Here is a 23209-nt window from a genome sequence, read left to right as displayed (position 1 = left end):
AATTTTGAAGGAGACTGTTATGACCTTGCCTCATGTTTTGGGCATGCGAACGATAAAGACCGCTCTCGCTGTAACGGTGGGGCTATATGTGGCGCAGCTCATCCATTTGCAGACGCCGATATTTCTTGCCATCACTTGCATCACAGGCATGAAGGCCACGTTTGCGGAAAGTTTTAAAGAGATTCGCACCCGAATGATCACCACCTTTTTTGGCGTGGTGCTGGGTTATCTATTGGGCGCTTTGCCCGCACCGCCACTATTCAGACCGCTTCTTGGCGGACTGGGCATTCTCATCGTCATCAGCATCCTGGTCTACCATAAACACAACGACATGGTGATCTTGTCCTGTATTGTCTATGTGGCGTCCTTCGTCTACCCCGCCTCCCGGCTCATCTATGGTGCACAGCGAATTTTCGGGACGCTTCTCGGTCTTGTCATCAGTCTTGTGATCAACTACCTACTTAAGTCTCCCGATGTCCACGAGACGTTCACTGACACTGCTCAGCATACCTATGCCACTGCCCGCCGCCGTATGTGTGAGCATCTTTTTATGACCCATGTGACTACGAACTATGAATCTGCACATACAGCTCAAACAAATGCCTATAAGCTTCTCCTGGAAGAACTTCACACGCCCTTGCCCCCGAACATTGAGCTGAATAAGGCAAAACGGCTGATGGTGCTCTTTGATGATCTCCACCTGCGCTTTCTCCTGCTTAGCTCCATCGAGGCTCAGCCTCATCTAAAGGCAGAGGCTCTCGCCATGGTGGAGGCGGAGTACCGGTGTACGCCGTATATCGCAGGTACGCTCACCGGCGATGTGAACGACTTATTTAACCTTCACGTAAAAAAAATTCTCAGTGATTTAAAAAAAGTGAGTGATTTGCTACATGAATAAAACTACATCGACCCGAAATGTGGCCGTGTTGCTGCAATTTTTTGATGCCTTGCCGGATCTGATTCGCATGGAGGAAGACCATGCCTATCAAGAGCTTTTATCCTACTTTTCAGAGACACTGTTAAAGACTACGGTCGTCTTGGATAATCCAAGCTACCATGACGCTATCCGCCGCTACTTTGAAATCTATCTCCGACGCCAAGGCATCCCTCATGACGATTTGAGTGTCGAGCCTTTACTCCAAAGCAGGCTTCTCCTCGTGGAACAGGAACGCTCAGGTCTTGTGGATATGCTGCGCCACACCCCTGTCGAGCTGGAGCCTGTCGCCATGCACCTCGGCGAATGCGCCCTGGTTAGGGTGATGTCTCAGGACGGTACACTGCATCACTTAGGCACGCCACGGCCGCTCACCTTTATCAACGCCAAGGGACTTGCAGAGGAATTTGTGCGCATTGCACAGCTCGGCAATGTGGCGGCTGAGAACTATCACGCTCACAGTATGGATTTGTTGACGCTCTATCAACTCATTGCCTTTAACAGCAACTTCAATCCCGAGGACACGGAGCTCTTTGACGACGGTGCATTGCTCTCTCTCATGTTCAATCCTCCAGAACTGGATGTGTTTATGGGACAGCACCCCTACCATACAAAGTCCTTCGCTGCCGATGTGGCGCTTCTGGAACAACTCTACTTTCTTTCTGTGTATGCCGAGGACATGAACTTCTCGTCCTATCTTCACTTTGACTACGAAGCACTCTTCGCCTACGCCGTCAAGGAGGGCTTCTTCACCTCGACCGATGCCTTTTTGGAAACTGTCCGCATTCTCTACAACCTCTATGACCGACTGTCTTTGGTGGAGCCTACGGCGAAAAAACCGGCAAAGGAACTCAAACAGGTTGCAGACCGCACCTTTGACTACATGAGTCAACTCACCACCTCCACAGCAGGCTTTTTCCTCGAGCACTTCCCCCACTTAAGCTATGAGCTCTCTGAGATTGCCGATCACTTTCTCCAGGGCGTCACTGCACTGAGTCTTCGTATGAACAGCAGCCGCAGCGCCCTTACGGGAAGTTCCCTTGCTGAGGCAGTAACCTTTTTAGACGTGCCGCGGCTGAATCGCAAGACGTTGCTTCAGTCCCACGTACCGACCCTGGACTTTATTCTCCGTCTCTTTCTCATTAAAGATATTGTCACCTTTGAAGGGGACGGCACCCTCCTCTTTGGCGACAGCTATATGAGATATCGCACTCTGTCTTCAGACGAGAAGAGCCGCTTCTTCCTCACCGCCCTTCACCAACCGTCCGTATTGGCACTGATGTATCCGTCAAAGGACGTCCACAGAATAAATGGATTAAAAGCTCGGTATTTAGACAGCGATCCGACATTAGATCCGGTTTATTGCGACTTCTTTCGTGCCATCGGCCTTCGAGAGACGACTCCGCCAAATCCCATTCTCCACTTAAATGATTTTCGAAAAGCATAATATAAAAACGACCTTAAGACTCGCTCAAGGTCGTTTTTATTCTTCTCGGGGCAAGGTCAGCTTAGCTTCAAATCGGCCGCCGCGAAAGACAATGTGAAATGCACCGCCTAGCAGATCTGCCAAATTTCTCGTAATATACAGTCCCAGCCCGGACCCTTCCGTGTTCCGTGATTTTTCCGACTTCACCAGCTCATTGATAAGATCGTCTTCATTGCCGTCAAAAGCCATGGACGTCTCATTGCTCAACGTAAAGAGAATGTGTGTCTCAAAGGTCGTGACCTTGGCGTGAATGGTGGTATGAGGTGTGGCGTACTTATAGCAGTTGGAAATTAAATTGGAAATAATCCGCGACACAATGCCGGGATCGGTATAGAGATTGATATCGTCATTATCATAGACGAAATCAAAGTCCAGACCCCGCTCATTGAAAAGCTCGTCAAAGTCGCCATAGATTTGACTCACAAGCTCATTAAAATCGATGAAGAGTTTCTCCACCTGAATGGCGCCAGAGCCGGTCTTGGATGCGTAAATCAAATCCACAATAAGCGCCTTCAACCGTTCGCTGTTGCGGCCCAACACGGCAATGTATTCTTTCGCCTCATCGTCCATGACGTCTTTTTTGGATAAAATATCCGAATAGCTGATGATGGAGGTGAGCGGCGTCTTCAAGTCGTGGGAAATATTGGTGATAAGCTCGGTCTTCAGCCGCTCCGTCTCCATGGACTGAACCACCGACTTCTGCACTTCGTCCCGAATGCCGGCAAGCCGCCTCAAGGTCAGCTCCGTCTGTTCACTTGCCAAAGGATCAATGGCAACGTCCTCTTGAAACTCGTACAGTTCTTCGACGGCGCTATGGAGCAAGAAGTTCTGCACATAGAGCTCCTGAAGTTTTAAGACGCTTCGAAACGCAATGAGAGTTAGGTAGGCACTGAAAAAATGGTAGTCGCTGAAAATGACCACGGTAAACATAAAGATATTAACGACACCGAAGACACTGTACATTCGGTTGTCATTTTGCCCCATAAAGAGCTTCGCCGTAAAGAGACTCTCCAAAAGATTCCCTTGAACCAGTTTATAGAGGACAATCCCGACAAAGATCAGCGTCGCAAGACGATACCCATAGATAGAGAGAAACGTCCCAAAGACAATCATCAGATTGAGGAATAGTCCCTCCAAGGCACGATGGTGTTTGATGTAGCTGAGAACCCGTTTCAGTCGCCTTTTCATCCATTGTCCTTAATCTTGTAGCCCATGCCGTAGACCGACTTAATCAGGTCCGGTTTTCTCGGATTGATTTCAATTTTGTCCCGGAGGTGAGAGATGTGCACAGAGATGACTTTTTTCACATCATGCGCCTCTTCTTCCCACACTTCCCTATAGATTTCATCCGACGAAAAGACTCTGGATTTATTCTTCATGAGCAGGAGTAAGATTTTATATTCATACGGCGTGAGGTTCACCTTTTCATTGTCTACATAGACTTCTTTGGAGACATCGTTGACCAGCACACGTCCCACCTGGTAGGTTTCGGATTCAATCGGCGCAGCACCGAGACTCATAAAGCGACGTATGGTGGAGTTGACCCGAGCCACCAGTTCAATGGCGTTAAACGGTTTGGTGATGTAGTCATCCGCACCTACGTTAAAGCCGATAATCTTGTCGGTGATTTCACTTTTTGCCGTGAGAATGATAATGGGTATATTATACTTTTCTCTGATTTTTAAAATGGCGGAGATACCGTCCATCTCCGGCATCATCAGATCCATCAGCACCAGTTGCACATCGTTGTTCTCCAATAGATCCAGTGCCGTCGCACCGTCATGAGCTTTTAGGATGTCATAACCTTCCGCTGAAAGATAGATTTCAATGGCTCGAACGATATCTTTCTCATCATCGCATACGAGAACTTTATAATTCATAAGTCTCCTTTCCAATCCATACTTAAATGGGTATACATTCACAGAGGTGAATTATGGTTTCTAAACTTAAACAGTGGCTCTATGCCCATCGCAATCATCGGTCTCTAACCTTTACCGATAAATTGATCTACCGTCTCGGTGATCACAATCTTGCGGAAATGAGCGGTTCCTTAGTGTATTTTATGCTACTAAGTATATTCCCATTTCTTATCGCCCTACTCAACACATTAAAATTTACTAATGTCTTTAACCCTGAAGTGATTTTGGAATACATCAGCATGCTCCCTGACGAATTGGGTACCATCGTCTATGACTTTGTCTATGATCTGATCAACTCCAGTTCCGGCGGATTACTTATTGTCTCTATTATAGCAGGGCTTTGGACCGCTTCAAACGGTATTAATCAAGTGATCAACAACATCAATCGTGCTTACGGCATTCACGAAAAGCGTTCTTTTCTGATCGCAAAGCTGCTTTCGATCCTTTTCGCTATCGCACTGATTGTACTGATCATCTTATTGGTGGTCAGCCAAGTTTTCGGCCAGTTGATTTTGGATGCCGTCTCCAACTATATTGCCTTGGACGCCGCAGTGGAACTGCTCATTCAAGTGGCACGCTATGCCATTCCGTTCATTTTTATGGTGATTATCTTCACTCTGCTCTATAAATTTGCGCCAAAAAGTGAGGTCCGCGAGCTTCTCACACTAAAACTTATTCTTCCGGGCGCACTCTTTGCCACCATCGGCATCGGCCTGATGACCTTCAGCTTCGGCTTTTATGTATCCAACTTTTCCAACTACTCGGTGACCTACGGTTCCCTTGGAGGGATTATCGTCATGCTCATCTGGATGTACCTTGTGAGCCTGATGCTCTTGCTCGGCGGCGAAATCAATGCGACGCTCTACTCCATGACCTACTTCCCGGATTTGAACAAGTGGCCTAGAAGTGACAGCATCATTAAAAACTTTATCGGCACGTTCACTTCACCGGTGACGACGGACAATTAAATTAACTACACATGAGGGGTGGCCGCCAACAGGGCGGTCACTTTTTTTGTGCCCTGGGCTTTTAAGGTCTTCGCCACTTCTTCAATCGTCGCACCGGTAGTGAGCACATCGTCCACAAGCAGCAGCTTTTTCGGCGGCAGCGCTGCACGAAATGCACCGTGAAGATTGCCTTGTCGCTCTGCGGCGCTCAGGTCCACTTGCGCTTTCGTCGGTACTGCTTTGGTCAGACCGTGATAGAGAGGAAGGCCTGTGAGCTCACTGATCGCCTCGGCTAAAAGCCGGGACTGGTTGTAGCCTCGTTGCCTTTCATCCCGAGCGGTCATCGGTACATAGGTTATCGCCTGCCAATCACGCTTCAATCCGCTTTGAAACAAAGTAAAGACCATTAAATCCGCGAGGGGCTCTTTGTAATACGTCTTGTCCTTAAATTTAAATGCAAGAACCATCTCCTTCAACAGACCCGTATAGGTCCCCATAATCACCACCTCATCAACAAAGTCCATGGTCGAGATAAAGCCGTGGTCATGAGAGATGGCACTGCGGCAAGCCTCACAAAGGCTATCTCGGACAGGTGCGCCGCAGACAACACAACGCTTAGTGCCCATAAGCCGCCTGCACTTTCTCTTTTAAGGTGGAGTAGCGCCGGGCAATCGTATTGTTCCCGATCATTTGCGCCACATACTTATAATTGCCCACGAGAACCACCAACTTCTTAGCACGGGTGATGGCCGTATAGAGAAGATTTCGCGTCAAAAGCATGGGCGGCGCAAAGTGCAGCGGCATAATCACCACATCGAACTCGGAGCCCTGAGACTTATGAATGGTGCAGGCATAAGCTAAGGTGAGCTCTTCCATGTCCCCATAGTCATAGGTGACCTTCTTATAGTCATCAAACGTGACCTCCATCGTCTTGTCGTCATCGTCTATATCAGTAATCACCCCAATGTCGCCATTAAAGACACCTTGACCCGTCTCCGTATAAAACTCCGAGTCCATCCTATACTCCAACTGGTAGTTGTTCCTGGTCTGCATCACCCGGTCCCCTTTTTTGAAATCCACACCCCCTACCGTCAAGTGACTTTGACTGTGGTTAATGGCTTCCTGCAGGGCGGCATTTAAACTATTGACACCGCAAATGCCCTTTTTCATCGGCGCCAGGACCTGAATATTTTTAGACTCAATATTGTAGTAGTCCGGAATGCGCCTGGTCACCAGATCCACAATGGTCTGACGCGTTTCTCGCTCACTTGGCGACGCAATGGTAAAGAAGTCGGCGGAGTTATCTACCGGCGGCACCACGCCGCCGTTAATGAGGTGGGCATTTTTAATAATGTGAGACGCCCCTGCCTGGCGAAAGACCTCATCCAAATTGACCACCGGCATACACTCCGACTCAATCAGGTCTCTCAGGACATTTCCGGCGCCAACGGAAGGCAACTGGTCTTTGTCTCCCACCAGGATAAGCTTTGTTCCCACCTTAAGACTGTGCATCACCGTATCCATAAGCGGCAAGTCCACCATACTCACTTCGTCGATAATAAGCACATCCGCCTCAAGCTCCGTATCCTGCTCATAGCCATAGTGAACTTGCTCGCTGTTGCTCACTCCGATCTCCAGAAGACGATGCAGGGTCTGGGCGAGACGCCCTGTAGCTTCCTGCATCCGTTTTGCCGCACGGCCGGTGGGGGCGGCCAGTGCCACAGACTTATCCATCAGTTCAAAGAGCTCAATAATAACTTTCAGCGTGGTGGTCTTGCCTGTGCCCGGACCTCCGGTGATAATGAGCACATTGTCGTGTAACGCATGAACCACCGCATCTCGTTGTTTCGCTGCAAGCTCAATGTTCAGCCGTGCGCTCACGGTGTCGATACCGCTTTCATCTACCGCCTCCCCATCCTTGGCCACAAGGTCACGAAGCTTGCCGGCAATATAGTTCTCCGCCCGCAAGTACGGTGCAAAGTAACACCGGTCCTGCGCACAGGTGCTTGACGCGCGCTCGATATAGAAGCGTTCGTCCAGGCTCAGGTTCAAAAGATGCGGTCGAATACTGTCTTCCGACATGGATAAAAAGCTCGCCGCTTTGGCAAGCAGTTCGTCCAACGGCAAAAAGCTGTGCCCTTCCATAGCCGCCATGGCCATGCAGTACTTCACCGCCGCCAAAGTTCGCAGGGGGGTACCGTAAAACCCGCCCAGCTCCCTTGCAATGGCATCGGCTTTTTGAAAGCCGATCCCTCGAATATCTTCCGCCAGACGGTAGGGATTCTCTCGAATGATGCGACCTGCGTCCTGGCCATATTCTCTGTAAATCTTCATCCCCAGTGCCGGCGTGATACCCAGTTGAATCAGCTCCACCATGCAGGTTCTGAGCCCTTTGTCCTCCTCCAACTTTGCCATAATTTTTGAAAGCTTGGCACTGCCGATGCCTTCGACTGCAATCAGCCTCTCAGGATGGTGCTCAAGGATCTCCAGCGTCTCATCGCCAAAGGCATCATAGATCCGCTTGGCAAGACGCTCTTTTACATACGGAATGGCGCCGCTGGACAGATAGGCGATAATACCTTTTTTCGAGGTGGGCAAAATTTCTTCAAATGCACTGAAGTGAAACTGCTCCCCATACCTTTTGTGAAAGGTCAGCTCGCCCGTAAGTTCGTACTCCATGCCTTCTCTGAGCAGACCGTTGCCTGTGATCGTGATGTCGTCATCCGAGCTGAATCGAGCCACCACATAGCCGGTATCGGCGCTCGCATATACAATTTTTTCAACAATGCCTCGAATCTCCATATCTCACCTACAAGAAAAGGACTGTTACCAGTCCCTTCTCTTTCTTAGTGCTTTTGATTGACATAACTTTTAAGTGCGTCCACTTTGTCCAACCGCTCCCAAGGCAAATCCAAGTCGTGGCGTCCGAAGTGACCGTAAGCCGCCACTTGCCGATAAATAGGGCGAAGCAGCTCCAAATTCTTAATAATGGCAGCCGGTCTCGGATCGAACGTGTCAAAGATAATCTTTTCGAGTTCGGCGCCGCTAAAGTCCGACGTGCCGAAGGTATCGACATAAATGGAAATCGGCTTCGCCACACCAATGGCATAAGACAGTCCAATTTCACATTTCTTTGCGAGTCCTGCGGCCACAATATTTTTCGCAATATAGCGCGCGTAGTAAGTCGCTGAACGGTCCACCTTCGTCGGATCCTTCCCGGAGAAAGCGCCGCCGCCGTGACGTGCCGCACCGCCATAGGTGTCCACAATGATTTTGCGACCGGTAAGGCCCACATCACCCATCGGACCGCCGATGACAAAGCGCCCGGTAGGGTTGACGAAAATTCGCGTGGCCTCATCCATCATGTCGCCATCTACCACAGCATCAATCACATGCTCCTTCAAACCGGCACGAATGGTCTCAAGATCCACCTCCGGTGCGTGCTGTGTGGAGATGACAATAGTGTCCACACGCTGAGGGATCCCGTCCACATATTCAATGCTCACCTGAGTTTTGCCGTCCGGTCTCAAGTACGGGAGCGTGCCGTCCTTTCTAACTTCCGCAAGACGTCTGGCAAGATGGTGAGCCATTTGAATCGGCATCGGCATGTACTCCGGCGTCTCATCGCAGGCGTAGCCGAACATAATGCCCTGGTCTCCCGCACCGAAAGCATCCAGCTCGTCAGCGCCTTCTTTAAAACGATCCACGCCCATGGCAATGTCCGGACTTTGCTCCTTAATGGCACTTAACACCGAACACGTCTCGGCATCAAACCCGAACTTACCTCTGTCGTAGCCAATTTCTTTTAAGGTTTGGCGCACCACACTGGTAAAATCAACATAAGTTTGTGTGGTAATCTCGCCGGAGATCATCACCATCCCGGTCGTGGCTAAAGTTTCACACGCCACACGCGCCCCGGTATCGTATCGTAAAATTTCATCTAAAATCGCATCGGAAATCTGATCGCACACTTTGTCCGGGTGCCCTTCAGTGACAGACTCCGACGTAAAAATCCATCGTTCCATGTTACCTCCATTGTGTAAGTATATCATGCCATTGATTAGTGGACTATACCAAAATTACTTAAAATCGCAATGCCTAAGGCAAAGGTCACAAGGCTTATCACATAAGAGAGTGTGATAATCTGTGAGGTCATCAGCTCATCGGCGCCAAGTTTTTTACCCATGACAAAGCAGTTGATGGCACACGGTGTGGTGTAGAGCAAGTACGCCACCACAATCTCTGAGTGCGAAAAGCCGAGCATCACCGCAATCGGTGTCAATACAGCCGCACCCACCACATTTTTAAAGACGGCGCTCACCCCCACCGCCAACTTGTCGGTACTGTGCCGCGTGAACGTCAGACTGCCGCCAATCATGACCAGAGACAACGGCGTATTAATCCGAGTAAGCAGCTGTCCGCCATCTAACACCGCACTTGGCAACTGTACTCCGACCAGCTTGAAGACGACGCCGATGGCGATCCCGATAATAAGAGGATTCTTGACAATCTTAAGCATCATCTCCGAAAAGCTCAGGTGATGTTCGGAATAGTAAGTGAGAATAAAAATACCCAAGATATTAAAGAGCGTAATGCCGAAGATCATGGCAATGAGCACCGGTTCCATATCATAATCCGGCATCACCGCCTCTAAAATCGGCAGGCCGATGTAGAGAAAATTTGAACGGTACGCGCAGTGAACAAACGTGGAAAGCTTGCGTTTATCCCTGATAAAACTCTTTCCCACGAGCCAACTGGCAAAAAACATAAAGAGTACGCCTAAGAGCAGATAGATGACATAGGTGACATTAAAATTTCGAATCTGTGCCGTCGACACGTCAATGACCAATTTTATCGGCAACGTCACATAAAAGATAAGATTCGTCGCCTGAGAAATAAAATGGCTGTCAATAATATGAATTTGTCTAAAGAAAAATCCCATCATCAACACAAAAAAGATGGGGAAAATGACATGAAAGCCCAGTAAAAAATGATCCATGAGAACACCTCATATTTATGATACCAGTTTTAAGTCCGGCTGGAAAGCTTCTAACCCTTTAAAACGCCAAAAAGACACGAAAAAAGACCGCCCGAGAGCAGTCTTGGATGTTGTGTTTAAACAATGTCGTTATGCTTACCTTCTTTAGCGGCAAGAGCCGGCATCACGAAGCCAAGTCCCACAAGAATGAGCGGGGTGATGATGTTCATAGCAATTTCAAACGGGTTGCCTTTAAACATCCCCAGCACGCAGCAGAACAGTGTGACGAAGAAGCACCATCCGCCGAAGAATTTCGCGATACCTTGACTTTGCACAAAGACATAGTCGCTTTGGAACTTGCCGAAGTGCTTACGCAGCGCAAGATAAGCGGCAAATACCCAAAGGTAGCGCAGCGGCATACATACCGAGTTCAGCTGTGTGAGAAACCGAAGGAAGCCCGTAACGGAATCAATGCCCAGCATCGGGATGATAATGAGCGGTGTCACAATAGCCACAACCATTTTAATACCGTTGCCGAAAGCACCGTAGCGGTTCTTCACGAGAAGCTTGGACGGTACGAATTGACGTGCGGTATCAGATTCCAAAAGAATTCTAAGCGGTGCGTCAATAGACACAACCAATGTGGAGAACTGACCGACCATATTGCAAATGGCGTAGACAACCAAAAATGTATTGCCAATGCCATAGTATGTGCCGAGCTTTTGGAAGGCCCAGTAGGCCCCGTTGGCCACGTAGGAATCAAAGTTGGCATTCACTTCATCGACATTAAACATCATGCCCATGGCAATCGTACCGAGAATGGCGCAGACGATAACCATCACAGCAAGGGCGATCATACCTTTAGGGAAGCCTTTCGACGGATTTTCCATCTTGTTAACATACGGCGAAATCTTTTCGCATCCGCCCACAGCAAAGACCAGAATCGACAACGACGTGAAGTATTCCATTCTGAAGTTTGGAATCAAATTTTTCAAGCTCCAGTCAATATTGACATAGCCTGCATTAGGATTGAGGGTCGGTGCCGCCATCATGAGGATGATAAAGAGAATACTCATGATAAACATGGACGAGCCTGCCAGCGTGGCAAGAGCCTTGAGCGGATTAATCCCCCGAGAGGCCACCCAGGCAAAGAATATAAAGACGATCAGTGTGATAATCTGAACCAGACGGATATCCAAAGCGTCGTAGAGGCTGGAGTCTTGAAAGATCACCCAACTGAGGGCCTTAAGGCCGCCGGATGCTTTGGACGCTATGTATGGCATATGCACAACCCAATAAGTCCACCCTGCAAAATACGCCAGCTTTGAACCCATGGTTTCCATAACCCACGAGCTGACGCCGCCGCCGGCTTCTTTAAAGGTTGAACCCATTTCCCCTACCATCAGTGAATATGGGACAAAGTAGAGTGCGAACATAAGTATCCAGCTAAAGATAACTTGGACACCATTGAAGTACACAAAGCCGTTGGCTACATTACCAAATCCCCACACTGTAGAGAAGGCCATGAAAGCTAAGTTGTACCACAAGATTTTTTTAGCTTGTTGTTCTTGTGTCATAATTCCTCCTAAGTATATATATTATCCTATAAGATCACTGGTATTATATGTGATTCCCTATTAAATAACAAGATTGGTTTATCTGTTTACAGCAATGTATAGACGAAGAACCGTTGCACTTAGAGGCTTACAGAACTATAGAAAAGAACAATAGTAAGTATTTGCAGACTCAGTCGCGGACATAAAAAACCCGGCTTAAGCCGGGTTTAATTTTAGAACGCAGGGAAGATCGCGCCTTCAAACTGCTCTTCGATCACTTTCTTTGCCGCATCGGAGTTCAGGACTTCCATCAACTTCTTGAATTTTTCCTGACCTTCTTCGCCGGTGCGTACTGCGACGAGGTTAGCATATGGCGAGTCACCGCTTTCAATGATAAGCGCATCGGTTTGAGGGTTGAGGCCTGCGCCGAGAGCGTAGTTGGAATTGATAACTGCAAGAGCGGCATCCTTGTAGGTGTTTGGAATGTTTTGCGCTTCCATAGCTACGACCTTAAGGTTCTTCGGATTTTCCACAATATCCGCTTCCGTCGCAGAGAGGTTGGTCTTGTCATTCAGTTTAATAAGACCGGCTTCTTCCAAGAGGATGAGTGCACGTGCGCCGTTGGTTGCATCGTTTGGAATGATAACATCGCTGCCGTCTTCCACATCTTCAATGGCTTGTACCTTGTCGGAGTAGATGGCCATCGGCTCAATATGGACATTACCGATAGCGGTTAAGTCCAAATTGTTTTCAGCGATAAATTCATCAAAGTACGGTTTGTGTTGGAAGTAATTGGCATCCAAGTCGCCCGCTGCCAATTGCTCATTCGGTTGGATATAGTCATCAAAGATAACCGGCTCAACTTGAATCCCTGCCGCTTCAAACTCACTTTGGAGGGCGTTGATAATTTCGCCGTGAGGCGTTGGGGATACCCCGATTTTAATCACGTTGTTTTCTTCAGCCGCAGGTGTCGCATTGCCGTTTGCCGCCGCGTTGTCTGCAGGTTGTTGTCCGCATCCCACAAGGGCGAAGGCCAAAATCAATAGTGTTGCAAGTTTTTTCATATCTTCCTCCTAAAAATAATAATATTGCTGCAAGTGAAATTATATCAAAGCTACTTTTTATCTACATTTTTTTCCAGACGTGTACCAAGCCACTGCACCAGTTGCACCAGAATGACGATAAGAATCACCGCCACCCATAAAATTTCATAGCGCTTATAGCTGTATCCGTATCTGACCGCAACTTCGCCGAGTCCGCCGCCACCAATGGCTCCTGCCATGGCCGAATAGCCTACCAGATTGATAATCACAAGCGTCACGGCATTGATAATCTGAGGCAGGGCTTCAGGAATGAGTACCCGCCGCACCATCGTCCCAACCGGTGTTCCCATGGCTCGCGCCGCTTCAATAATCCCTCGATCCACATTGTTTAATGCGTTTTCAAGAAGCCGCGCAAAGAAAGGTAACGCCGCCGCTGTGAGGGGAATGATCGTCGCCGCCGTGCCATAAGCCTTGCCGGTCACCAGTCGCATGACCGGAATGAGTATGAGCATAAGAATGATAAACGGCACCGATCGCACAAAGTTGGTCAACGAGTCTAAGAGGGAATAGACCTTCGGATTTTCTTTCAGGCCGCCGGAGCGGGTCAACGTCAGCACCACCCCGACAGGCAGTCCGAGGAGCACCGCAAAGGCCGAAGAGACAAAGACCAGAATCAAGGTCTGACCGATGGCCGGCACCACAATAGGCACAACTTCATTAAGAAAATTCATTGGATCACCTCCACCGCAATATGGTTGTCGCGAAGGTAAGCCACAACAGCATCAAACTGCCCTTTATCGCCAGTGAGTTCAATAGTCAGATAACCCATGGCATCGGAGGTGGCCTTGTTCACATTGGCGGAAATGATGTTAAAATCTACATCAAACCGTTTGATCACACGCCCGAGAATCGGTTCACGCACGGAATGCACATCATAGACCAGACGCAAAATCGTTCCCTTGAAATCCGAAGCCACGATCTCTTCCGGCACACTTAAGTGAGAGATGAACGACCTTGTCAGTGCTGTCTTCGGATTTTTGAAGAGCGTCTCCGTATTGTTCATCTCCACAATCTTGCCTCGATCCATCACGGCAATGCGGTCACAAATGTCCTTTGCGACTTCCATTTGATGGGTGATCATCACCACCGTCATGCCGTAAGTCGCCACAATCTTTTTTAAGAGATCCAGAATCACCTTAGTATTGGCAGGATCCAGTGCCGAAGTCCCCTCATCTGAAAGCAAAATTTTCGGCTGCGTCGCAATGCTTCTCGCAATGGCTACCCGCTGCTTTTGCCCTCCGGAAAGCTCTCTGGGATAGGCTCGTTCTTTGTCTTTGAGATCAATGAAATCCAAAAGCTCCATCACACGATCATGAATGAGCTCCTTGTCCATGCCGGCAAGTTCTAACGGATATGCGATGTTATCATACACCGTCTTTTGATTAAAAAGATTGAAGGCTTGAAAAATCATCCCGATGTCCCGTCGCTCATGTAACAGCTCCGTCTCATTGAGACTCAAAAGGTCCAAGCCATCAATGACCACAGATCCTGAATCGGGTACCTCCAGTCGGTTCAGACAGCGAACCAGTGTACTCTTTCCTGCTCCTGACAATCCGATGATGCCGAATATTTCCCCTTTCTCCACGTGAAAGGATACATCGTCCACAGCCTGAAACGTATCTTTCCCCGTTCCAAAGGACTTGGATAAATTGCAAACGTCAATCATAATTTCTCCTTTACAATGGTATTAGTATAATCAAAAGATTCATAATAAACAATTTGCTATTATATATGTCTAGTGATATATAAAAACTATAGTACCTTTGCGGTACAAAAAAAGAACCCGGGTTTACCGAGTTCTTTGGTACCTATTGCCATTAAGCGTCTTTTTCAAGCAGGTCTCCGGTAGAAGCGTTGTAGCGATATTCCAATTCCGGTACGTTGTGACCGTTCAGTTCCAATTCAAGTTCGTTCATACCGTCATCGTAGGAAAGATCCCAAGACGTGACATAGTAAGTGTCACGACCTGCATCGTCTGCGGCCTTTTGTGCCAGGTCCATAATCTTTGCAACTAAAGCTTCGTCTACAGGTACGTCGTTGTTGTGTTTATCTTGTTCCACTTTGTCGCGGGAGACTTCTCCGGTAACCGGATCAATTTCAACTTCGTATTCTTCGCTGTCAGTATAGCCTTGAACTTCGTAGTAATAGCCCCTTCCGTCATCATTGTCCAAAGAGATGCTTTCAAGAGCTGCATTTGGATGAAGTTCTTTAAATGTTGCCAGAGCTTGCTCCGGTGTCACTTGAATCTTTTCACCGGTTGCTGCTGTCACGGCGTCGGTTTCCTGACTTGCTGTGCCGGATGTTGCGGACTGCACAGCGTCCTTAGCGTCGCTTACAGCATCTTTCGCACCGTCTACAGCGTCCCCGGCTGCATTTTGCACACTGTTCACTGCATCTTTGACTTCTTCAGATGCCGTGGTGTTGGTTGTAGTTGTGGTGGTTGTGGTCGTCTCTGTAGTTTTGGTTTGGCCGCAGCCTACGAGTAAAAGTGACAGAGTTGCAATAGATAATACTTTAGTATTCATTCAATTCCTCCTAAATAATAGTTATATTGTTTGTTATTTTACTTTTACCCCAAAAAAAGTTTGTCAAACCCTTTTTACACATGCATGATAAATTGCTGCCACCGCCTTGTCATAATTGGACTCGTCCACGCCGACAATGATGTTGAGCTCACTGGCTCCTTGGATGATCATCCGAATGTTAATGCCGGCATGGGCAAGGGCGGTAAAGACTTTTGCCGAGCAGCCTACCTGTTCCTTCATGCCCTGACCCACCACAGTAATAAGGGCGATACCATAGTTCACCGAGATCCCGTCAGGATTGACAAAGGTCTTGAGTTCGCTGATGACGGTATCCATCTTCCCTGCAATATTATTCTCTTTAACAATCAGCGAGATGGAGTCGATAGAAGAGGGCATGTGCAGAATGTTGATGTCGTTGACTTCCAAGATGGACATAAGCTTTCGATGAAAGCCTTTAAAGCTGTTTAATTTCAGTTTTTCCACGTTGATAACGGCAAAGCCTTTTTCGCCGCTGACTCCTGTGATTTCCTCCGCGTCGTCGCGGTGAGGCAGAATAAGCGTCCCTTCATCTTCAGGCATAAAGGTGTTCTTAATTTGAATGGGAATCCGAGCTTCCTGCGCCGGCAGTATCGCCTCGGCGTGAATGACATTGGCTCCGGCATAGCTCAGCTCCCGTAACTCTTTATAGGTAAGACGACGCACTTCTCTCGGGCACTTGACAATTCTCGGATCCGCCGAGAGAAAACCGCTCACATCGGTCCAATTCTCATACAATTCAGCTCCCACACCTCTTGCCACCACAGCACCGGTCAAATCGCCGCCGCCACGGCTGAAGGTGGCGATGGTGCCGTCGGGTTGCTGTCCGTAAAAGCCGGGAATCACAGCCTTCGGATGGGCCTTTTTCATGGCCTCAAGAGCCTTGTAGGACTTGGCGGCATCGAAGTTGCCGTTATCATCAAAAAAGATGACGTCTTTCGCATCCACCATGGGATAATCAATGAGCCGAGACAGGATACAGGCGTTAAAGTACTCGCCTCGAGAGGCGACGTAATCTTTGGTGCTGGTCTTGATGCCAGCCATCACGGCGTCAAAGGCCGCATCAAAATCCCAGTCCACTCCCGTAACTGCCAGGATAGCATGGTATTTATCCCGGATCTTTTGTTCAATATCCGACGAACCGATGTTGTTGGTTTCCAAATCATAAAGGAGATAGAGCAGGTCGGTGATTTTCGTATCCGAACGATGGACTTTGCCCGGCGCGGAGCAGACAATGTAACGCCGCTTGTTGTCACTTTCAATAATATCTTTTACAGCGAGAAACGTATCCCCTCCTGCGAGCGAGCTTCCGCCAAATTTTGCCACTTTCATATTTTCCTCCAAGCTTTTTCACTAGTTTACTGCAAGGGGTTTTACTTGTCTATCTCTTTTCCTATTTCTGTATTTGACAAGGTCTATCTCCTTCTCTATACTCTTTAAAAAAGGGAGGCACTTATGATTTTTGTACTGGCGGGCCCCTCCGGCTCAGGAAAAACAACACAAGCAGAACGCTTGAGTCAACGGGATGACTTTAAGCGCATCATCACCTGTACCACACGCCCTATGCGTCAAGGTGAGAGCCATGGCGTGGACTATTTCTTTTTGGATAAAGATCAATTTCAAACCTTACAGGATGCCGGGGAGCTGCTCGCCGTGACGACTTACTCCAACAACCATTACGGTGTGCCGAAACAAAATCTCCTTCCCTTTATTGACAGTACCGATGAACACCTTGTGATGGTGCTGGATCTCGAAGGTGTGAAGGTGCTCACCAATATGGGAGCGGTCTGCATCCGACTCACATTGGACCGGGATACCTTAAAGCAGCGCATGGAAGAACGCGGCGACGAGACCGCAAACATTGAAGCCAGATTGAACGACGGCAAAGGCATTGCGCCTTACGCCAGCTTTACCGTAGACTCCCGTGATCCCATTGACGCCAACGCCGAGAAGATTTCCAAGTATGTAGACGCCTGTGTCCATAAAAAAAAGGAGCAGCGCTCCTTATCTTTGTAGTGTCAATTTAGTTGTTGAAAATTTCAGACCATTGCGACAGGGCTGTCTCCAACATCTGTGTGGTCAGTTGGTGGGTCGTGTCGTCCCAGAGGGTGCACGTTATGCGCTCTTTTTTTGTGTAGTCTTCGACCATCATATCATAAAAGGCTTGCTGCGCCTTGGCACTGATCACAGGATCTTCGGCCCCGTTATGCATAAAGAGATAGCGATCGACGAGCTTCTCTTTGTTTTTGACGGGATTCACAGCGGCGAGAAACTCGGCCATGCGCTGAGATTCATAGTCGTCTGCCATAGCTTCAATGACGTCGGTCCAATCGCACAACCCGTTAAAGAGGGTGGCTGCAAACAGATCTTCTTTAAAGGTAAAGAGGGCCGAGGCTGTCAAAGCGCCCATGGAGTGACCGCTGATGACGGTGCGCTCCGCCCTCACCCCAAAATTTGCTTCACAGTAGCGCAAAAGACTGGGGAACTCTTCAATGTTATGCATGATGATGCGAGGGAGGTGGCGACGCATCACCTCATCATCGTCATAGTCCATCGTACCTCGTTTGCCATGATCTCTCGCACAGGGCAGAATGACCCGGTAGCCGTACGTAGCAAAGATCGTCCCGCGAAAGTACTGCTTCTCGTGGTCACTTCCCCATCCGTGATAGAAGAAGATCGTCCCCTTGGGCTCCACGCCGTGACTTGGCTCCACGACGGAAAAGACCATCGTATCCAGGCGATGTTCAGTAATATCAACAAAACTATTGGTTATCATAAATCCTCCAGTCTATAGGTGCTTGGCCGCTTTGGACCAAGAAATCGTTAGTTCTTGAAAAAGGCTTGGAACCGAAAAATCCCCGGTGTGCCGAAAGAGGGCTGGGATGGGGACTCTTGATAATCAAGTGCTTCGGATTTTTGATAAGAGCCGCTTTGGTCCCGGCATGGGCACCCCAGAGAATAAACACCACCGGATCCGCCTTGCGATCAATAAGGCGAATCACCGCATCCGTAAAGAGCTCCCAACCAATCTTGGCATGGCTCATGGGTTCGTGGGCGCGCACGCTTAACGTGGTATTTAAAAGCAGCACGCCGGACTTCGCCCAGTCAATGAGACTGCCGTGATGCGGCGGCGTAATCCCCAGATCAGCTTCCAGCTCTTTATAAATATTTTGCAGCGACGGCGGCACACGCACGCCTTGTTTCACCGAAAAAGCCAGTCCCTCGGCCTGACCGATATTGTGGTAAGGGTCCTGACCTAAGATAACACACCGCACGTCTTCGTAAGGCGTGAGATCAAACGCGTAGAAAAGCTGCCGGGCCGGAGGAAAGATGGTGTAATGGCGATACTCATCCACCAAAAGCTCACGCAGATTCTTGTAGTAATCCTTTTGAAATTCTTCTTTTAACAAGTCGTCCCAGCTGTTGTGGAATACTTTCATGACTGCCCCTTCCCTGTAATAAAGTCGTGTAAGGTTTGCTGCGCCTCGACGGAATAGAACACAATAAGAGTATCCTTCGCTTCAAACCCGGTGCCCCCTCGAGGAATCACCGCCGTCTTGTCACGGCGAATGATACCGCCGATAAGAATCCCTTCCGGCACACCCACATCTTTCAGCCTGCGCCCTTCCAACCATGAATGGTCCGGCAGTTGGAACTCCATCACTTGAGCCTGTCCGTTAAATGCCATGTAGACCGAGACATTGCGCTCGGCATGAATGCTTTGAACCAGTCTTTTGGCGATGATATCCTCAGCGTTCACCACCGAGGTAAACTGCATACCGTCCACAATGGTGTAATAGCTCTCGTCAGAAACTTTGACGATCACCTTTTTATACCCTAAGGTCTTTGCCACAAGGCCGAGAAGAATATTCTGCTCATCCAAAGGCGTAAGGAGGAGCACCGTGTCTTTAGGATAACTTTTTAAAAATTCGCCGCCTTTTAACAGCGTCTTTTTGGCAAAGACATGGTCGTAGCGGTGTCTGAGCTCCAAAACACCCTCACCGTCATCAACAACATTGACATGATAGTTCTCAAAAAAGGTCGCCATCCGTGTCGCCAGATGATCCGAGCCCACGATGAGCAGATCCTCAGGCCCTTTGCTGCTCAGGTGAAAGTGGTTGTTTTTAAAGCTTAAAATATCCCGCTTCAACCCCATAAGATATAAGTAATCTCCCGCGTGAACCACATGGTCGCCGCCGGGAATAACCAACTCGCCACCTTGAGTCACTCCGACGACGAGAAGCGTCTTCAACTCATCAATGGTCTGAATGGCTTTGCCGTCAAAGCCGTCTCGAGCCAGCACTCGGTGTCCGGTCACTTCAATCTTGCCCAGTCCGAAGGTCTCCGACTGGTAGTTTAAATTGTCCGATACCAGGTGACACACCGCCTGAGCCACATCGTTGAGACTCCCGACCATCTTGTCAATACCCATCTCCTGATGGAGCGTGCGAAGCGCCTGATAGGTGTCCATGTCGTGGACGAGGGCTACCGTGGTCGTCGCCGCCGTCTTTAATGCTTTACACAAGAGCATATTGGTGCGATCGGAGTCCGTGAGGGCAAGAATGTAGTCATAGCTGCCATCCTTGATCTCTCGGATCACATCCTCGTGTAAGATATTGCCGGATACGGCGTGCAGGCGGGAGGAGATCATCACTGTGTTCAGTTTTCGTTCACTGCGATCAAGAACGGTCACATCCCCGTCCACCACAAGCTCAGGTATAACTTTCGCCGCAACGGCACTGTACCCTACAATTAAATACCGCTTCATGTTATGCTCCTTTGATAATGCTCTTCGGCGCCAGCAGCGCAATCATGGTGAAAAACTCCAATCGCCCTAAGAGCATAAGCGCGGAGAACATGACCTTATAGCCCGGGGCAAAAAACGCAAAGTTATCCGTCGGCCCCACCAAATTAAACCCCGGCCCCACATTGGACAGCATGGTGACCACAGAGGAGAAAGACGAGAGAATATCCAACCCCGTAAATGTCACAGCCAAGGTGGCCAAAAACGCAATGGCAAAATACATCCCGAAAAATGCCGCTACCCCTAAGGTGACTTCGTCATTGATAATTTTGCCGTTGACCTTGATGGGAATCATGGCCTTCGGGTGAATGACTTTTTTCACTTCCCGATTCATAATTTTTCCCATGATAAGCACACGAATAATCTTCAGTCCTCCGGCTGTAGAGCCGGCGCAGGATCCGAACAGGAAGAGCATCAACAGAATAAATTTCGAAAAATTGGGCCACAAATCGTAGTCCACAGTCGCAAAGCCGGAGGTGGAGGCGATGGAAGTGACCTGAAAGAGTGCGTCGACAAAGCTCTTAAACGGTGTGACGCCGCTTCGAAAAAGATCTATGGCAATCAGTCCCACAGCAGCAAAGATAATCCCATAAAAAAGCCGCAGCTCTTCGTCTTTAATGATCTGACGGAACTTCCCTTTGTAAAAATAGTAGTGCATGGTAAAGTTCGTCCCGCAAATAATCATAAAAATACTCATGACAATGGGAATGTAACTGCCGCTGAAGTGACCCGCCGACGCAACCTTGGACGAAAAGCCGCCTGTTCCCACCACCCCTAAGGTGTGGATGATGGAATCAAAGACACTCATGCCGCCAAGGCACAACAGACCAAAGAGCACCAAAGTGATAACAATATAAATGGAGTACAGACGCTTCGCCGTGTCACTCATCTTCGGATCGATTTTCCCAACGACCGGTCCGGGCGACTCAGCCTTAAACATTTGAAAACCGCCCACTCCGAGCCGAGGCAATAGGGAAAGTGTAAAGACCAAAATTCCCATTCCGCCAATCCAGTGCGTCATGGATCGCCAAAGCACCACACTTTTTGCAACTTCCTCAATGTTAGGAATCACCGAAGCGCCGGTGGTGGTAAAGCCGGAGACGATTTCGAAAAAAGCATCAATGTAGGTAGGCACCCACTCGGACAGATACAGCGGCAGTGCACCGATGGCCGAGGCAAGGACCCATCCGAAGGTCACCACTGCCATGCCGTCTTTCGGACTGATGTGCTCCCGTCCCTCAAAGATTAAATTTAAAGCGCAGCCTATCCCAAAGGCAAGCGCCTCGGTGATGACAAAGGCCTTGAAGGCCCCATCGTCCATCACATAGGCATAGATGGTGGGTGGAAGGAGAAACACACCTTCAATGATCGCAATGATCCCCAAGATCTTTAATACGAACTTTATATTCATCGAAACCACCTTCTGGCTCGAGGGAAGAAATACTCTTTCAAACTGTTCACCTTCTTATAGGTGGTGAGGACGACAATGCGGTCGTTCTCACGCAGCGTGTCGCCGCCGCCAGGTATAATGACACCGCCGTCTCTGACAATGGAGGTGATCAGCATCCCCTCAGGCAAATTGAGCTCACTGATCTTTTGTCCGATGGCTACGGCACCCCGCTTCAGCTGGATCTCAGAAAACTCCGTCTCACCGTCGTTCATCAGGCTGACAGTAATGGATCCGGATCCGCGAATCAGCTTGATAATTTCCTTTGCCGTGGTATAGGAAGTGTTAAATGCCGCGTCCACTTCCAGGCGATCGAGAATTTTTTTATAGTTTTGACGACTGGTTTTCGCCACGGACTTATAGATACCGAACTGTTTCACAGCGAGCGCCATCAACAGATTCGTCTCGTCAATACCTGTGGCGCAGACAAAGGCATCGTACGTTTTAAGCATCTCTTCTTCCAACACATTAAAATCCGTGCCGTCAGCATTGATAATCATGCTGTCCGGCAGTCTTTCCATCAACTGCTCGCACCGCGCCCGATTGATTTCGACAATGGTCGTCTCCACATTGGCCTCGTCCAGCAGAAGCCCCAAATAAAGACCCAGCTTACCGCCGCCGATAATCATCACCCGGCGCAATTGCTGGTGCTTGTTGATACCGGAATAACGGGCATCAAAGGCATCAATCTGAGAGCTTTCTCCCACGAGCATAATGACATCTTTTTCACGAAGCACCGTGGAGCCGTTAGGCACAATGCTCTTTCCGTTTCGGGAAATGGCTGCGATGAGCATATTCTTAAAACCTGTGAGCTCCATAATTTTCTTGCCCACAAACTCCGGATCCTGACCGATGTTAAAATCCACCAGCTTCACCCGACCTCCGGCAAACTCGTCACTCATCAGAAGGTAGCGTTTTAAAAGATACTTCTCTATCGCCTCCGCCGTAGCATAGTCTGGATTGATGACATGGTCAATGCCCAACTCCTCTTTAATGAGCTGCAGCTGGGAATGATACTCCGGATTGCGCACCCGAGCGATGACTTCATTGACCCCGAGCTTCTTTGCAATGGTGGAGACCAACACATTAGCTTCATCACTGGTCGTCGTAGCCAGAAGCAAGTCGTAGGTTTCAATGTCCAGTTCTTTAAGCACTTCAAAGTTCAGGGCATTTTCGTTGACAGTCAGCACATCCAAGGTATTGTTCACATAGTCTATGACATTTTCATCACTGTCCAGGACAGTGACATCGCAGTCCTCGGCAAGAAGCGCCTGAGCCAACTTCATGCCCAACTTTCCTGCCCCGGCAATTAAAACTTTCATCGATTTCTCGTCTCCATAGATTCCTAAAATAAAAAGCCAAAAAACTTTGGCCTGTACTTAGGATCATTATAACCTACAGGTTTTTTTTATGAAAGTCTTTCTCTATTTATTAGAGATTGAAAGTCCTGTTAAACTTATGTACAATATTCCTA

At 48.7% G+C, this 23209-nt stretch carries 21 protein-coding genes; 4 read left to right on the top strand and 17 right to left on the bottom strand.

Going from position 1 to position 23209, the window contains the following annotated elements:
- Positions 1–19: 19 nt before the first annotated feature.
- Positions 20–898, top strand: a complete 879-nt coding sequence (locus O6R05_RS00890; protein WP_271191680.1) for an FUSC family protein — start codon at positions 20–22, stop codon at positions 896–898.
- On the top strand, positions 891–2381 hold the full coding sequence (locus O6R05_RS00885; protein ID WP_271191679.1) for a hypothetical protein: 1491 nt from the start codon (positions 891–893) through the stop codon (positions 2379–2381). Before O6R05_RS00890 ends, O6R05_RS00885 begins: the two co-directional genes overlap by 8 nt.
- Before the next feature lie 36 nt (positions 2382–2417).
- Here the strand turns inward: O6R05_RS00885 and O6R05_RS00880 are convergent, their stop codons facing one another.
- Entirely contained in the window at positions 2418–3608 is a 1191-nt protein-coding gene (locus O6R05_RS00880) for a sensor histidine kinase (protein WP_271191678.1), read from the bottom strand.
- Complete coding sequence (locus O6R05_RS00875) at positions 3605–4300, bottom strand: response regulator transcription factor (RefSeq protein ID WP_271191677.1); 696 nt, start codon at positions 4298–4300, stop codon at positions 3605–3607. The genes O6R05_RS00880 and O6R05_RS00875 overlap by 4 nt, the downstream gene beginning before the upstream one ends.
- Before the next feature lie 53 nt (positions 4301–4353).
- Here O6R05_RS00875 and O6R05_RS00870 point away from each other — a divergent pair, with 53 nt between their 5' ends.
- Entirely contained in the window at positions 4354–5307 is a 954-nt protein-coding gene (locus O6R05_RS00870; protein WP_271191676.1) for a YihY/virulence factor BrkB family protein, read from the top strand.
- A 5-nt stretch (positions 5308–5312) separates the two neighbouring features.
- Here the strand turns inward: O6R05_RS00870 and O6R05_RS00865 are convergent, their stop codons facing one another.
- The 10 genes from O6R05_RS00865 to O6R05_RS00820 all read right to left on the bottom strand — a co-directional run bounded on the left by O6R05_RS00865 (position 5313) and on the right by O6R05_RS00820 (position 16816).
- Complete coding sequence (locus O6R05_RS00865; protein WP_271191675.1) at positions 5313–5912, bottom strand: ComF family protein; 600 nt, start codon at positions 5910–5912, stop codon at positions 5313–5315.
- Complete coding sequence (gene recD2 / locus O6R05_RS00860; protein ID WP_271191674.1) at positions 5902–8088, bottom strand: SF1B family DNA helicase RecD2; 2187 nt, start codon at positions 8086–8088, stop codon at positions 5902–5904. Before recD2 ends, O6R05_RS00865 begins: the two co-directional genes overlap by 11 nt.
- A 44-nt stretch (positions 8089–8132) precedes the next feature.
- Entirely contained in the window at positions 8133–9311 is a 1179-nt protein-coding gene (gene metK / locus O6R05_RS00855) for a methionine adenosyltransferase (protein ID WP_271191673.1), read from the bottom strand.
- Positions 9312–9346: 35 nt separating this feature from the next.
- Positions 9347–10285 (bottom strand): AEC family transporter, encoded by a 939-nt coding sequence (locus tag O6R05_RS00850; protein ID WP_271191672.1) that lies wholly within the window; start codon positions 10283–10285, stop codon positions 9347–9349.
- A gap of 116 nt (positions 10286–10401) precedes the next feature.
- Positions 10402–11841, bottom strand: coding sequence for an amino acid permease (locus O6R05_RS00845; protein WP_271191671.1), 1440 nt, complete (start codon positions 11839–11841; stop codon positions 10402–10404).
- Between the two features lie 212 nt (positions 11842–12053).
- On the bottom strand, positions 12054–12884 hold the full coding sequence (locus O6R05_RS00840) for a MetQ/NlpA family ABC transporter substrate-binding protein (RefSeq protein WP_271191670.1): 831 nt from the start codon (positions 12882–12884) through the stop codon (positions 12054–12056).
- A gap of 50 nt (positions 12885–12934) precedes the next feature.
- A complete protein-coding gene (locus O6R05_RS00835; protein WP_271191669.1) occupies positions 12935–13594 on the bottom strand; it encodes a methionine ABC transporter permease in 660 nt (219 codons plus the stop codon).
- Positions 13591–14589 carry a methionine ABC transporter ATP-binding protein gene (locus tag O6R05_RS00830; RefSeq protein WP_271191668.1) on the bottom strand — a complete coding sequence of 333 codons (999 nt, stop codon included), beginning with the start codon at positions 14587–14589 and terminating at the stop codon, positions 13591–13593. The genes O6R05_RS00835 and O6R05_RS00830 overlap by 4 nt, the downstream gene beginning before the upstream one ends.
- A gap of 151 nt (positions 14590–14740) precedes the next feature.
- Positions 14741–15448 (bottom strand): PepSY domain-containing protein, encoded by a 708-nt coding sequence (locus O6R05_RS00825; RefSeq protein ID WP_271191667.1) that lies wholly within the window; start codon positions 15446–15448, stop codon positions 14741–14743.
- 63 nt (positions 15449–15511) lie between these two features.
- Entirely contained in the window at positions 15512–16816 is a 1305-nt protein-coding gene (locus O6R05_RS00820; protein ID WP_271191666.1) for an aspartate kinase, read from the bottom strand.
- A 123-nt stretch (positions 16817–16939) separates the two neighbouring features.
- Between O6R05_RS00820 and O6R05_RS00815 the strand changes: the two genes are divergently transcribed.
- Positions 16940–17500, top strand: a complete 561-nt coding sequence (locus O6R05_RS00815) for a guanylate kinase (protein WP_271191665.1) — start codon at positions 16940–16942, stop codon at positions 17498–17500.
- Between the two features lie 7 nt (positions 17501–17507).
- Here the strand turns inward: O6R05_RS00815 and O6R05_RS00810 are convergent, their stop codons facing one another.
- The 5 genes from O6R05_RS00810 to trkA are packed head-to-tail and all read right to left on the bottom strand — an operon-like array spanning position 17508 to position 23057.
- Positions 17508–18260: a prolyl oligopeptidase family serine peptidase gene (locus O6R05_RS00810; RefSeq protein WP_271191664.1), complete on the bottom strand. Its 753-nt coding sequence runs from the start codon at positions 18258–18260 to the stop codon at positions 17508–17510.
- Entirely contained in the window at positions 18247–18924 is a 678-nt protein-coding gene (locus O6R05_RS00805; protein ID WP_271191663.1) for a uracil-DNA glycosylase, read from the bottom strand. The genes O6R05_RS00810 and O6R05_RS00805 overlap by 14 nt, the downstream gene beginning before the upstream one ends.
- Positions 18921–20252 (bottom strand): TrkA C-terminal domain-containing protein, encoded by a 1332-nt coding sequence (locus O6R05_RS00800; RefSeq protein WP_271191662.1) that lies wholly within the window; start codon positions 20250–20252, stop codon positions 18921–18923. Before O6R05_RS00800 ends, O6R05_RS00805 begins: the two co-directional genes overlap by 4 nt.
- A gap of 1 nt (position 20253) precedes the next feature.
- On the bottom strand, positions 20254–21699 hold the full coding sequence (locus O6R05_RS00795; RefSeq protein WP_271191661.1) for a TrkH family potassium uptake protein: 1446 nt from the start codon (positions 21697–21699) through the stop codon (positions 20254–20256).
- Entirely contained in the window at positions 21696–23057 is a 1362-nt protein-coding gene (gene trkA, locus O6R05_RS00790) for a Trk system potassium transporter TrkA (protein ID WP_271191660.1), read from the bottom strand. Before trkA ends, O6R05_RS00795 begins: the two co-directional genes overlap by 4 nt.
- Between the last annotated feature and the right edge of the window lie 152 nt (positions 23058–23209).

The organism is Peptoniphilus equinus (assembly GCF_027921445.1).
Taxonomy (GTDB): Bacteria; Bacillota; Clostridia; order Tissierellales; family Peptoniphilaceae; genus Peptoniphilus; species Peptoniphilus equinus.
Note: the sequence above shows the minus strand (reverse complement) of the source record. Positions and strands in the feature narration are given on the sequence as shown.

Coding starts and splice junctions, on each gene's coding strand:
- O6R05_RS00875 (WP_271191677.1), bottom strand. CDS start 4,300: ATGAATTATAAAGTTCTCGTATGCGATGATGAGAAAGATATCGTTCGA.
- O6R05_RS00830 (WP_271191668.1), bottom strand. CDS start 14,589: ATGATTGACGTTTGCAATTTATCCAAGTCCTTTGGAACGGGGAAAGAT.
- trkA (WP_271191660.1), bottom strand. CDS start 23,057: ATGAAAGTTTTAATTGCCGGGGCAGGAAAGTTGGGCATGAAGTTGGCT.
- O6R05_RS00890 (WP_271191680.1), top strand. CDS start 20: ATGACCTTGCCTCATGTTTTGGGCATGCGAACGATAAAGACCGCTCTC.
- O6R05_RS00840 (WP_271191670.1), bottom strand. CDS start 12,884: ATGAAAAAACTTGCAACACTATTGATTTTGGCCTTCGCCCTTGTGGGA.
- metK (WP_271191673.1), bottom strand. CDS start 9,311: ATGGAACGATGGATTTTTACGTCGGAGTCTGTCACTGAAGGGCACCCG.
- O6R05_RS00850 (WP_271191672.1), bottom strand. CDS start 10,285: ATGGATCATTTTTTACTGGGCTTTCATGTCATTTTCCCCATCTTTTTT.
- O6R05_RS00870 (WP_271191676.1), top strand. CDS start 4,354: ATGGTTTCTAAACTTAAACAGTGGCTCTATGCCCATCGCAATCATCGG.
- O6R05_RS00800 (WP_271191662.1), bottom strand. CDS start 20,252: ATGAAGCGGTATTTAATTGTAGGGTACAGTGCCGTTGCGGCGAAAGTT.
- O6R05_RS00810 (WP_271191664.1), bottom strand. CDS start 18,260: ATGATAACCAATAGTTTTGTTGATATTACTGAACATCGCCTGGATACG.
- O6R05_RS00825 (WP_271191667.1), bottom strand. CDS start 15,448: ATGAATACTAAAGTATTATCTATTGCAACTCTGTCACTTTTACTCGTA.
- O6R05_RS00885 (WP_271191679.1), top strand. CDS start 891: ATGAATAAAACTACATCGACCCGAAATGTGGCCGTGTTGCTGCAATTT.
- O6R05_RS00845 (WP_271191671.1), bottom strand. CDS start 11,841: ATGACACAAGAACAACAAGCTAAAAAAATCTTGTGGTACAACTTAGCT.
- O6R05_RS00805 (WP_271191663.1), bottom strand. CDS start 18,924: ATGAAAGTATTCCACAACAGCTGGGACGACTTGTTAAAAGAAGAATTT.
- O6R05_RS00835 (WP_271191669.1), bottom strand. CDS start 13,594: ATGAATTTTCTTAATGAAGTTGTGCCTATTGTGGTGCCGGCCATCGGT.
- O6R05_RS00815 (WP_271191665.1), top strand. CDS start 16,940: ATGATTTTTGTACTGGCGGGCCCCTCCGGCTCAGGAAAAACAACACAA.
- recD2 (WP_271191674.1), bottom strand. CDS start 8,088: ATGGAGATTCGAGGCATTGTTGAAAAAATTGTATATGCGAGCGCCGAT.
- O6R05_RS00820 (WP_271191666.1), bottom strand. CDS start 16,816: ATGAAAGTGGCAAAATTTGGCGGAAGCTCGCTCGCAGGAGGGGATACG.
- O6R05_RS00865 (WP_271191675.1), bottom strand. CDS start 5,912: ATGGGCACTAAGCGTTGTGTTGTCTGCGGCGCACCTGTCCGAGATAGC.
- O6R05_RS00880 (WP_271191678.1), bottom strand. CDS start 3,608: ATGAAAAGGCGACTGAAACGGGTTCTCAGCTACATCAAACACCATCGT.
- O6R05_RS00795 (WP_271191661.1), bottom strand. CDS start 21,699: ATGAATATAAAGTTCGTATTAAAGATCTTGGGGATCATTGCGATCATT.